The sequence below is a fragment of the Sphingobacterium allocomposti genome, from assembly GCF_008124885.1.
Taxonomy (GTDB): Bacteria; Bacteroidota; Bacteroidia; order Sphingobacteriales; family Sphingobacteriaceae; genus Sphingobacterium; species Sphingobacterium allocomposti.
In genome coordinates this window covers 1-12,329 of the sequence record NZ_VNHX01000040.1, presented here as the reverse complement: position 1 = coordinate 12,329, position 12,329 = coordinate 1, and the positions used below count along the sequence as shown (strand labels likewise).

Below are 12,329 nucleotides of genomic sequence, written 5' to 3'. Positions count from 1 at the left end.
ACCTATCGATATCACCGGCACTATCCTTAGTGTGAAGCGCAGCGTCACTAAGGATATGATGATAAAAGGGAGTCTGAGACTCCTGTTTAAGAGTCTGTCCGTAGAGAGCGCTTCACTCACTCTACGGACAGTGTGCTTCGATAAAGTCAGGCTGAGCCTGTCGAAGCCCAGCCTAGCATCTGTTCGACAGAACCTATCGATATCACCGGCACTATCCTTAGTGTGAAGCGCAGCGTCACTAAGGATATGATGATAAAAGGGAGTCTGAGACTCCTGTTTATGAGCCCGTCCGTAGAGACCGCTTCGCTCACTCTACGGACAGTGTGCGCGCTATGAGCTATCGGCTATTAGCCTTAGTGTTAAATTTTGGTCATGCTCTGCCAAAGTGTCATTAAGTTACGTTTTTATTGTTAACTTTGTAGTCTTTAAATTGAGCCATGTTAGAACTAGAACATACGACGAAAACCCATGACGAGGCTCGTCAGGGTGAAGCCTTGGATATGTTGCCTACAGGTCAGTCGACCGGAAGGAAGCTGTATATTGAAAGCTACGGTTGCCAGATGAATTTTTCAGATAGCGAGATCGTGGCATCCATTCTATTGGACCGCGGATTTGAAACGACGAAAGATTATAAAGAAGCCGATGTAGTGTTTATCAATACGTGTTCTATTCGGGAGAATGCGGAGCAGCGCGTGCGGAATAGGCTAAAAGAATTTGAATCGGCCAAGAGTAAGAACCCCGGTATGATCGTGGGCGTGCTCGGCTGTATGGCGGAACGTCTGAAGTCTAAGTTTTTGGAAGAAGAGAAATTGGTGGATGTGGTTGTTGGACCGGACGCTTATCGAGACTTGCCTAATTTAATTGATAAAGTAGACGACGGCAATCGTGCGGTTAACGTACTATTGTCCCGTGAAGAGACGTATGCCGACATCAACCCGGTTCGTCTGAACTCGAACGGAATTTCAGCCTTTATCTCTATTATGCGCGGCTGTGATAACATGTGCTCGTTCTGCGTCGTGCCGTTTACCAGAGGGAGGGAACGCAGCCGTGATGCACAATCTATAGTAAAGGAAGCACAGGACCTGTTTAACGCAGGGTACCGGGAAGTGACTTTGTTGGGACAGAACGTAGATTCGTACAAATACTCAGCTCCGGCGGTGGAAGGAGAAGAGCCGGCGGCAACAGTGAACTTTGCGCAGTTATTGGCACTCGTGGCCGACGTCAGCCCTGAGCTGCGGGTTCGATTCTCGACATCCCATCCGAAAGACATCACCGATGAAGTGCTGTATACCATGGCCCGTTACGAAAATATCTGCAAGTATATACACTTGCCGGTACAATCCGGAAATTCCCGTATCCTTGACCTCATGAACAGGACGTACGATCGTGCGTGGTATATGGAACGGGTCGACGCTATCCGGCGTATTATTCCGGCATGCGGAATTTCGACGGACGTCATTACAGGCTTTTGTACAGAAACGGAAGAGGAGCATCAGGACACGTTATCGATGATGGACTATGTAAAATACGATTTTGCCTATATGTTTGCCTATTCGGAGCGTCCCGGCACCTTGGCTGCAAAGCGTTACGAAGATGATATTCCGGAGGATGTCAAGAAAAGACGTTTAACGGAAGTGGTAAACAAACAACAGGAGCATAGTCTATACCGGCTGCAGGGGTATGTAGGGAAAGTACATAAGGTGTTAATTGAAGGTTTTTCGAAGCGGTCTGATCAAGACTACTGCGGACGGAACGACCAAAATACCATGGTGGTATTCCCTGTTGACGAGCGCTTCAAGCCCGGACAATATGTGCATGTACTGGCCGAGCGCTGTACTTCGGCTACGCTGATCGGAAAAATTATTGACTAACTTGTAAAAAGAGAAATTATCGTGGATATTCAGGACATAAAAAATAGGTTTGGAATCATTGGTAACTCTCCCTTACTGAACAGAGCTATTGATGTTGCCAGGCAGGTTGCGCCTACCGATATTTCTGTTTTGATTCAAGGGGAAAGCGGCTCCGGTAAGGAGGTGTTTTCTCATATTATCCACCAACTTAGTGCACGGAAGCACGGGTCGTTTATTGCTGTTAACTGCGGTGCCATTCCGGAGGGTACGATCGATTCCGAGCTGTTCGGTCATGAAAAAGGTTCGTTTACCGGTGCCCATGAAGCGCGGAAAGGATATTTTGAGGTGGTGGATGGCGGTACTATTTTTCTCGACGAAGTTGGGGAATTACCTTTAGGTACGCAGGCCCGTCTTTTACGTGTGCTGGAGACGGGAGAATATATCCGGGTAGGATCTTCCAAGGTGCAGAAAACGAATGTACGGGTGGTTGCTGCGACTAATGTTGATGTTTATGAAGCTGTAAAAAAAGGCAAGTTCCGTGAAGATTTATACTATCGTTTAAACACCGTTCCACTGCGGATACCTCCGTTGCGGGAGCGCCCCGAAGATATAAACCTACTTTTCCGGAAGTTTATCGTGGATTTCTCGGACAAATATCGTACCCCGGGCGTGCAGCTGACACCGGATGCACAAGAGATGCTGATGAAATATACATGGCCCGGAAATGTGCGTCAACTAAAAAATATTGCTGAGCAAATCGCCGTACTGGAAAACGAGCGGATTGTCAATGCGGGCATATTATCGAAATACCTTCCCATGGAGCAGCAGGTGTCGTCGTTACCGGTATTTGTGAAGGATGGCGGTAAGGAAGATTTTTCGGAGCGTGATTTGCTGTATAAGGTACTTTTCGACATGAAAAAGGATATGGTCGATCTGAAGAAGCTGGTTGTAGAGCTCATTCAGAATGGTGTCAACCCGAGGACTTTTGAGGAAAACTCGCCGTACATCAACCAATTATACCGCGAAGTGACGCCCTCGCCGGCTTATATCGGCGAAGAGGCTAAACAACCTACATTGACGATACACAATCCGAACCAGAACGCTAAAGGGAATAACGACTTTACGTCTTACGACACGCAGGATGCAGAGGAGGTGGAAGAATCCTTATCTTTGGTCGAAAAAGAGTCGGATCTGATTAAGAAGGCGTTGAAGAAACATAAAGGCAAGCGAAAAGCTGCGGCGCGGGAGTTGGGAATTTCCGAACGGACGTTATATAGGAAAATTAAAGACTTAAATTTAGATTAGTACTGCTATTATGCATAGAATCCTTTCGATAGTGTTGGCCATATGTTGTCTTTCGTTTTCAGGATGTGGCGTTAAATATGGTTTTAGTGGAGGTTCTATTCCTCAAAATATGAAGACCGTTAATGTTCAATTTTTTGAAAACATAGCCCCAATGGTGTATCATACCCTTAGCCAGAACTTCACCGAGGGCTTAAAAGAGCGTATTCGAAGCCAATCGAGGCTCAGCCAGGTAAATGGTGATGCGGACGCGACATTTGAGGGGGTGATTACAGGCTATGATATCACGCCGGCAGCGGTTGAAGCAGGTTCGGACCGTGCAGCACTTAACAGGTTGACAATTACTGTTAAGGTCAAATATACGAACCGGTTGGATGAGACCGGTGAAAGTAGTTTTGAACAGTCCTTTTCGCAATTCAGGGAGTTTTCGGGAAACGTGCAAGGCCAAGAGGAAACAATAAACCGGGAAATCATACAACTGTTGACGGAGGATATTTATAATCGCGCATTTGCCAACTGGTAGACTAGTGTATGGAGAATCAAGAGATGTCACTAAAAGAGCTATTTCATCGTGCGTTGGTCAACCCCAAGGAGCTGTCTTCAACGCACTGTGATCTGTTGATGCAGAAGTTTCCCTATGCACAGCCTTTACATTTTGCATTGGAGCGCCGTAAGTTTCTTTTAGGAGAGCTTGATAATCTGGGCACGCGGGCTATTTTATTGGCGGGTAGCCCGACTTGGCTATATGAGTACGTTCAGAAGCCTATTCAGGAATCTGCTCCTTTGGTAGAGACTGTTGACGACGACTATGTGCCTTTCGAAGAGCTGTCCTGGCCTGTCGGACCAACGGCTGAGCGGGAGGACAGTACATCGGAATCTGCTGATCGGCGTGAAGATGAGGACACGGTAGAAGAGCCGCAGAAAGAACAAGACGAGCTGATCGAACCTGTTGGGCAGGCTCAACAACCGGACTTGGCTGATGACGAGCAGGCGTTGGAGACCCTTGTACAGGAAGGGATCGGTGGCGGAGACTATTTCGCGCTGCATGCCAAGGAGCAGGAACAGGAGCGTAACGACCTCGATGCCGTCGTGTCGTCGGGAGCAAATACCGACGAGGATATCAGTTTATATAACGACCAGCTGATGCCGTATAGTTTCCGTTGGTGGTTGCATAAGACAAGGCTTGAGTATGCTGACACGTACCGGCCATTTGCAAGTCCTTATTTACCTGTAGATAATAAACCGTCCTTTGATCAGGGAGAGTTGGATCGCATTATTTTAGACCAGCAGATTAGAGAGCACATTATTCATCTACAGAGCCCGGAGGACAAGTTGAGTGAAGAAGTCAGGCAGCGCGCTGTGGAATACACGAGAAAGGATAAAACGGCAGAAGTTATCGAACGATTTATCCGGGAGGAGCCGCAAATACAACCTCCGCCGGCTGAGAACCTGAACACGGAAAATAAAGCCCGGAAGAGCTCGGAAGAGCAGTTCGATCTGGTGACGGAGACGCTGGCGAACATCTATGCCGACCAGGCCATGTATGTAAAAGCAATAGAAGTCTATAAAAAATTAATTTTGAGATTTCCAGAAAAAAAATCGTATTTTGCGGCCCGAATTAAAGAGTTGGAAGAAAAACTATATTAACAAAATAAAGAAATGCAGACATTTTTGATTATCCTGATTGTATTGACAAGCGTGTTGTTGGCGCTGATCGTGTTGATTCAAAATCCTAAAGGAGGAGGTTTATCGTCAGGATTTGCCGGGAGTTCGAATTTAATGGGTGTACAGCGTACTGGCGATTTCCTGGAAAAGGGCACATGGGGTTTAGCTATTGCCTTGATGGTGTTTTGTTTGGCAATTAATATTGTAGGACCTTCTTCGGGCAGCCGTGCAGGTGGATTAGGCGATCAGATTGAAGCTCCAGCGCAGACGTCCCCGTTAAACTTGAATGGCCCAGCCCAACAGCAGGCTCCTTCTACAACGACTCCGGCAACAGCGGATTCAACAAAGTAGGAAGAACGTATAAGAAATAGGAAAGCTCCGCACGAACTGTATGCGGAGCTTTTTTTATGCTTTATATTCTCTTCATATGTCGGGGGGACTTTTTGCGTTGGCAGCACACGGCACGATGATGACAGGATGACACAGCAGGATTCAGAACGTGTCATTTTGTAAGATGCCGAAGATGAAAAATTGTCAACAAACGGGGCTTTTTTCCATTTGGCATAATTGGTGATGCAGAAGTGGTGATTAAACGTAATAAAAACATAAAACTAAATAATTATGGCATTAAGTATTAAACCTATCGGAGACAGAGTTGTGGTAGAAGCAGCTCCTGCAGAAGAAAAAACAGCATCGGGAATCTATATTCCAGACACTGCGAAAGAAAAACCTTCTCAAGGAACAATCGTAGCAGTAGGCGCTGGAAAACCAGAAGAACCTCTTACTGTTAAAGTTGGTGACAAAGTGTTATATGGCAAATATGCAGGCACAGAGATCACCTACGAGGGTAAAGAATATTTAATTATGCGTGAATCAGACATCTACGCAGTACTGTAAGAAAAAATTAAGTTAAAATTTAAAAAAAAGTAATGTGTTAAGAAGTATAGAGACGATCTCGATACTTCGTGCTAACTACTAAAATACCAAAAAACATGGCAAAACAAGTAAGATATAATGTTGAAGCACGTGACGCGCTAAAGAAAGGCGTGGACACTTTGGCAAACGCGGTGAAGGTAACGTTAGGACCTAAAGGCCGTAACGTAATTATCGAGAAAAAATTTGGATCTCCGATGATTACCAAAGACGGTGTATCTGTCGCTAAAGAGATAGAGCTGAAAGATGCTTTAGAAAACATGGGCGCACAGATGGTGAAAGAGGTTGCGTCGAAAACTGCAGATCAAGCAGGTGACGGAACTACAACAGCTACGGTTTTGGCTCAGGCGATCGTAGCTCCAGGTCTGAAGTCTGTGGCTGCCGGTGCTAATCCGATGGATTTGAAGCGTGGTATAGACAAAGCTGTAGCGGCAGTTGTTGCTAACTTGAAGTCGCAATCACAAGTTGTTGGAGCTGATAACAACAAGATTAAACAAGTTGCTACGATTTCAGCTAACAACGACGAAGTTATCGGTTCGTTGATTGCTGAAGCCATGGAAAAAGTCGGTAACGACGGCGTTATCACTGTAGAAGAAGCGAAAGGAACAGAAACGGAAGTGAAGACTGTGGAAGGTATGCAGTTTGATCGCGGTTATTTGTCTCCTTACTTCGTGACGAACTCTGACAAAATGGAAGCGGAGTTGGATAGCCCTTACATTTTGATCTACGACAAGAAGATCAGCAACATGAAAGAGTTGCTGCCTATCTTGGAAAAACAGGTACAAACAGGCAAGCCCTTGTTAATTATCGCGGAAGATTTAGATGGTGAAGCGCTAGCTACGTTGGTAGTAAACAAGATCCGTGGTTCTTTGAAAGTTGCAGCTGTTAAAGCTCCTGGCTTCGGCGACCGCCGTAAAGCGATGTTAGAAGATATTGCTATCCTAACTGGTGGTACGGTTATCTCTGAAGAGAGAGGTTACAAGTTGGAGAATGCAGAGCTTTCTTATTTAGGACAAGCGGAGAAAGTTGTAGTTGACAAAGATAATACAACGATCATCAACGGTTCCGGCAACGTGGAAGATATCAAAGCCCGTGTTGCTCAGATCCGCTCTCAGATTGAGACAACAACTTCTGACTACGATCGTGAGAAGTTGCAAGAGCGTCTTGCGAAGTTGTCGGGCGGTGTAGCTGTTCTTTACGTTGGAGCTACTACTGAAGTTGAGATGAAGGAGAAAAAAGACCGTGTAGACGACGCGTTGCATGCAACCCGTGCTGCGGTAGAAGAAGGTATCGTTGCTGGTGGTGGTGTGGCCTTCATCCGTGCTACTGAAGCGTTGGCAGATTTGAAGGGTGCAAATGAAGATGAGACTATCGGTATTGAGATCATCAAACGCGCTATCGAGGAACCTCTTCGTCAGATCTGTAACAACGCAGGTATAGAAGGTGCTGTGGTTGTTCAGAAAGTGAAAGAAGGATCAGGAGACTTCGGATACAACGCGCGTACTGACGCTTATGAGAACTTAATTGCTGCGGGCGTTATCGATCCAACTAAGGTTTCACGTGTTGCATTGGAAAACGCTGCTTCTGTTGCTTCTATGTTGTTGACAACAGAGTGCGTGTTGGCTGATGAGCCAGAAGAGAACAACGCTGGTGCCGGTGCTCCTCCAATGGGCGGCGGTATGCCAGGCATGATGTAAGATTACCAACACATCATATTATAACAAAGGCCCTGATTTTCCAGGGCCTTTGTCGTTAAAAGGAGTGACAGGCAAAAACATCCGCCGGTATAGTCGACGTTATTTGTGCTGTCCCGCCTCTTTATTATAAATTGTGTCCAACAGGGCGTATAGTCTGGGGTGATCTTTTTGTAGAGATGTGGGTTTTTGAAAGAAGTATTCCGAAATTACCGCTAGAAACTCGGCCTCGTTCGTAGCCGCGTAGTCGGCTATATCGGATTGTCCCTTTCGGATGCGTTCAATAGTCCGGTGCATTTCTGTGAGCCACGGTTTTATTAAAGCTTTTGGAATCAGATATTCTGGAATTCCATCCACTTCACCATCCGCTTTGTCTATAAGATGGACAAACTCATGGATAGCTGTATTGTGATCGCTTGTCATGGAGAATCCTTCCCGGAGCGAAGAGAGCGACAATATCATCTTGCGGTTTAGCACGCCATCGCCAACCATGCCCACGATTCGGTTATCTGGCTTGTCTATGTCGTAACGCTCGTCGAATGTGGCAGGGTAGATAATTACTTCGTCGAGATTTTCGTACGACCAATGTTTGAAGTGGAAAGCTATCGGATATTTACTTTATATTTACTATCCGTTACCTTTAGGAAAGTAACTATTTTTATGAGTGTGGTTAATAAGGGCATAAGTAAAGGAAGTATATTGGCACTAAAAGATGCCATTGAATTACTGAGTGGAAAGTGGAAATTCTGCATTTTGCATAATTTGCACCACTACGGGACAATGCGGTTTAAGGACTTGCAAGAAGCGGCAGTAGGTATAACTCCAAAAGTGTTGTCAAAAGAGCTGCAGGAATTGGAAAATAATTTGCTGATCACCCGAACGGTTAATAACACAAAACCGGTTACGGTGTGTTACGCACCGACTAAGCATGCTATAGACGTTCTTCCTGTCATTAGTGCTCTTCTTGATTTTGGGGAAAAACATAGGAAAATAATAAAAGGAAGATAATTTAAAAAATTGAGTCGCAAGTATCATTCCCTATAAATTCATATAGAACAGTTAAGCGGCTAAGGAACGAATAAACCGGCACTGCGAATTATGAGCCATAAATGTTCGCGATATAGTTTATTACTTACCAGGACTATGCGGGGCAGAGGAACATAATAGCTTGATAGAGAAATGGCTTCTTTTCGAATCGGGGGAACTTCGATAAGCCGTATAAATGAAAAACCGCCTTTAAAGGCGGTTTTGAATCTTGACTTCTTTGGAGTCTTTCTGTAGCCCGTAGGGGAATAACACCTTTCGGACATCAGTCTCTTTATCAGTATTTTACAAGCCTTCTATTTCCCTGCTCACCGAATCGCTCACTGGTTTGACATACGTTTTAGCTGCAATTGCTATAGTACTAAGATAAGAAAAATTTTAATAGATTTTATGGGATTTTGCGAATGCTTTATAGAAAAAACTAACCAAGGTTAAGCTCCCCTTGTTCATTATCGACGTCTTTTGTCTAACTCGGAAAAAGTCGATATTGTCCATGATAATGCCGATAAATTAAATTTTAATTATCCTACAGTTTCCTTTCTTTGCTTTTACTAAAACGACGATTATAAACAAATCTCTTAAACAAGACATTTCAGACTAATCGCTCGTCATAAAATAAACAACATTGTACCTGATTCAATCGTAGATGAAAAATCAACAAACCAATCGTCAAATGACGATCGCATTTATTTTGGTCACCTCTTTGTTTTTTTTATGGGGGTTTGCCCATAATCTGGATCCCATATTGATTCCTCATCTTAAACGTTCATTTTTACTTACCACCGCACAATCCACATTAGTGGATTCTTCAGTATATATTGCTTATTTCCTTATGGCATTGCCAGCAGGATTGCTAATGAAAAGATTTGGGTACAAAAAAGGAATAATCGTTGGACTTTTCACTTTTGCTGTGGGTGCCTTCCTTTTCATTCCGGCTGCGGACTTCCAGTCATTTACTTTTTTTCTAGTTGCGTTATTTATTATTGCTTGCGGGCTTACGATACTTGAAACCATAGCTAATCCTTATATAAGTGAATTGGGTCCAGAAAAAAGTAGTATCCAGCGTCTGAATCTTGCACAATCATTTAATGGACTTGCAGCAGCTTTGGCACCTGTTATTGGATCACGTATTATCTTGATTAAGGGGATTTCTGATGAAGAGTTGGCGGTCCTGTCGGATCCCGAAAGAAAGATTGCTTTGGCGGCAGAAGCCAGTACGGTCAAGGAACCTTATTTTATTTTGGGTCTACTATTGATTATTATCGCCGTTATTTTTTCTAGGATCAGATTGCCAGAGTCTCCGCGCATAGAAGAATCGACACACCAAAAAAGAAAGTCGATATTCTCTACATTGAAAAATCATAACCTGCGATGGGCAGTAATTTCCCAATTTTTTTATGTAGGGGCACAGGTTTCAGTCTTTAGCCTTTTTATTTTATATGCTACAGAGGTTGTCGCTATTACAGAAATCACAGCTGCAGATTTTCTTGCCGCATGCGGCATTGCCTTCCTATTGGGAAGATTTCTTGGAACTTTCTTTATGAAATACATAGCCCCTCATCGACTATTGGGGCTCTATGCGATTGCTAATATTTTTCTTTCAGCATTTGCGATGTACGCTACAGGGATGATTGCAATATATACAATTATAATAATCTGTTTTTTTATGTCGATAATGTTTCCAACAATATTTGCGATGGGAATAAGCAAATTAAAAGAGGATAGAGAATACGGAAGTAGCTTACTGGTTATGTCCATAGTCGGAGGAGCGATCTTACCTGGGGTCTTTGGTTTGATCAGTGATTTTTCAGGAAATATCCAAATTGGTTATATTGTCCCACTTATTAGTTTTCTTGTAATAGCGTATTTTGCTCTATACAAGTATAAATCAGTTTAATATTATTTCACCATGAAAATCATTCAACCCCGGATTGAGCAGGTTCAATCGCAAGTCCCACCGGTCGTATTTGGTACCAGCGGACTTGGTAACCTATATGAAGAGGTGTCTTATGACACGAAATTGGCAATTGTTCGAGAATGTGTTAAGCATACTGAGCCTTTAACATTTTTTGATTCTGCAGGAAAATATGGAGCAGGTCTTTCATTGGAATCACTCGGAAAATGTTTAGCACAGCTGGGTGTGGAACCTTCAAAGGTCATAATCAGCAATAAACTGGGGTGGTATCGGGTGCCATTGGAAACAGCCGAGCCAACTTTTGAACCCGGCGTGTGGAAGGGTCTTGACTACGATGCAGTGCAGCGGATAAGCTATGACGGAATAAAAGCTTGTTTTGAACAGGGAAATCAGCTACTAGGCTCTTATAAAGCTCAGTGGGTTTCGGTGCATGATCCAGACGAATATCTTGCCAGAGCAAAAACGCCAAAAGAAGAGGAAATGCTATACCAAGATATTATAGATGCATATCAGGCGCTACAGGAGCTGAAAGAAGCCGGTGAAGTTACTGCAATAGGAGTTGGTAGCAAAAATTGGAATATTATTAAAAAAATAGCTAATGAAGTTCAACTGGATTGGGTCATGATCGCCAATAGTTTGACCATCCATGATCATCCTATGCCGTTGTTGAACTTTATCTCAGAGTTAAAAAGAAAAGGAGTCTCCGTTATAAACTCTGCCGTTTTCAATGGAGGTTTTCTAGTAGGAAGTGATTATTACAATTATCAACTTGTCGATCGCAACACAGAATATGGACGTACGCTTTATGAATGGCGGGAAAAGTTCTGGACTATCTGTAAAAAATTTGGAGTAACGCCTGCCGAGGCCTGTTTCAATTTTGGATTTAATATTGAAGGAGTGGTCAGCATTGCTTTAAACACTACGAAGCCGAATAAAGTTCAAGTCAACGTTGAAATGGTTAAAAAAGAAATTCAGGACAAGTTTTGGGATGAAATTATTGCCGAAGGACTTATCGAAACAAGAATCTGCTATGAAAATAGAAAATAGTATGGATACCTGTATCTGCACAAAACCGGGTGATCTTAAATACGTGAGAAAGCCTGTGCCAGAAAGGCAGCCAGGGCATAGTATAGTGCGCATTAAAACAGTAGGAATCTGCGGAACTGATATACACGCTTTTGAAGGAAGTCAGCCCTATTTTAGCTACCCACGTATTTTGGGGCATGAAATCGCTGCGGAAATAATGGAAACCGACGATCCCAGGTTTTCACAAGGTGAAAATGTCGCCTTATTGCCGTATATATCGTGTGGTAAATGTATTGCTTGTAGGCGGAAGATAAATAACTGTTGTGTAGAAATGCAGGTAATTGGAGTTCACGTTGACGGAGCATTACAAAACTATCTGTCTGTTCCGTCTGACCTGTTAATTAAAAGTGAGGGGCTAGGTTTAGATGAGCTAGCATTAGTTGAACCACTGGCGATCGGGGCTCATGGCATTAGGAGAGCCCAATTACTATCTGGTGAGTTTGTTCTTGTCATTGGTGCGGGACCCATCGGTCTAGGTACGATGGAATTTGCACGCATAGCCGGGGGGAAAGTAATAGCGATGGATATAAATGAAGACCGCCTTAAGTTTTGTGAGAAAGAATTGGATGTAGGATATACCATAAAAGCTGGGCAGCCGGACACATTAAAAAACTTACAGGAAATTACAAAAGGAGATTTACCTACTGTTGTAATTGATGCAACAGGCAATCAACAGGCTATTGTTAATTCGCTTAATTTCGTTGCTCACAGTGGAAGGCTCGTATTAATTGGTCTTCAAAAAGATAGAGGGTGTAAAGTAAACTGTGTCAAATAAAGAATTTTTATATTAGACACAGCAAATGGAAAAAGAGGAATTTGATTTTGAACGCTTCAAAGAGG

At 43.6% G+C, this 12,329-nt stretch carries 12 protein-coding genes; 11 read left to right on the top strand and 1 reads right to left on the bottom strand.

The features are described from left to right. Positions 1-437: 437 nt before the first annotated feature. The 7 genes from miaB (at position 438) to groL (ending at position 7,447) form a co-directional block, all read left to right on the top strand. Entirely contained in the window at positions 438-1,871 is a 1,434-nt protein-coding gene (miaB, locus tag BC792_RS18010) for a tRNA (N6-isopentenyl adenosine(37)-C2)-methylthiotransferase MiaB (protein ID WP_148910408.1), read from the top strand. A 21-nt stretch (positions 1,872-1,892) separates the two neighbouring features. After that, on the top strand, positions 1,893-3,155 hold the full coding sequence (locus tag BC792_RS18005; RefSeq protein ID WP_148910407.1) for a sigma-54 interaction domain-containing protein: 1,263 nt from the start codon (positions 1,893-1,895) through the stop codon (positions 3,153-3,155). Between the two features lie 109 nt (positions 3,156-3,264). Then, entirely contained in the window at positions 3,265-3,675 is a 411-nt protein-coding gene (locus BC792_RS18000; protein WP_246155181.1) for an LptE family protein, read from the top strand. 8 nt (positions 3,676-3,683) lie between these two features. Further along, positions 3,684-4,799 carry a hypothetical protein gene (locus tag BC792_RS17995; RefSeq protein WP_148910405.1) on the top strand — a complete coding sequence of 372 codons (1,116 nt, stop codon included), beginning with the start codon at positions 3,684-3,686 and terminating at the stop codon, positions 4,797-4,799. A gap of 12 nt (positions 4,800-4,811) precedes the next feature. Continuing rightward, positions 4,812-5,168: a preprotein translocase subunit SecG gene (gene secG / locus BC792_RS17990; protein ID WP_148910404.1), complete on the top strand. Its 357-nt coding sequence runs from the start codon at positions 4,812-4,814 to the stop codon at positions 5,166-5,168. 270 nt (positions 5,169-5,438) lie between these two features. Then, on the top strand, positions 5,439-5,714 hold the full coding sequence (locus BC792_RS17985; RefSeq protein WP_148910403.1) for a co-chaperone GroES: 276 nt from the start codon (positions 5,439-5,441) through the stop codon (positions 5,712-5,714). Between the two features lie 95 nt (positions 5,715-5,809). Next, positions 5,810-7,447, top strand: coding sequence for a chaperonin GroEL (gene groL / locus BC792_RS17980; protein ID WP_148910402.1), 1,638 nt, complete (start codon positions 5,810-5,812; stop codon positions 7,445-7,447). A gap of 99 nt (positions 7,448-7,546) precedes the next feature. Here the strand turns inward: groL and BC792_RS17975 are convergent, their stop codons facing one another. Beyond that, positions 7,547-7,999: a zinc-dependent peptidase gene (locus BC792_RS17975; protein ID WP_246155182.1), complete on the bottom strand. Its 453-nt coding sequence runs from the start codon at positions 7,997-7,999 to the stop codon at positions 7,547-7,549. Positions 8,000-8,029: 30 nt separating this feature from the next. Between BC792_RS17975 and BC792_RS17970 the strand changes: the two genes are divergently transcribed. From BC792_RS17970 to BC792_RS17955, 4 genes are all read left to right on the top strand, one after another. Then, on the top strand, positions 8,030-8,452 hold the full coding sequence (locus BC792_RS17970; protein ID WP_246155180.1) for a winged helix-turn-helix transcriptional regulator: 423 nt from the start codon (positions 8,030-8,032) through the stop codon (positions 8,450-8,452). Between the two features lie 682 nt (positions 8,453-9,134). Continuing rightward, on the top strand, positions 9,135-10,385 hold the full coding sequence (gene fucP, locus BC792_RS17965; protein WP_148910400.1) for an L-fucose:H+ symporter permease: 1,251 nt from the start codon (positions 9,135-9,137) through the stop codon (positions 10,383-10,385). Positions 10,386-10,397: 12 nt separating this feature from the next. Then, entirely contained in the window at positions 10,398-11,450 is a 1,053-nt protein-coding gene (locus BC792_RS17960) for an aldo/keto reductase (RefSeq protein WP_148910399.1), read from the top strand. Further along, positions 11,434-12,264: an alcohol dehydrogenase catalytic domain-containing protein gene (locus tag BC792_RS17955; protein WP_211357583.1), complete on the top strand. Its 831-nt coding sequence runs from the start codon at positions 11,434-11,436 to the stop codon at positions 12,262-12,264. The genes BC792_RS17960 and BC792_RS17955 overlap by 17 nt, the downstream gene beginning before the upstream one ends. Positions 12,265-12,329 lie beyond the last annotated feature (65 nt).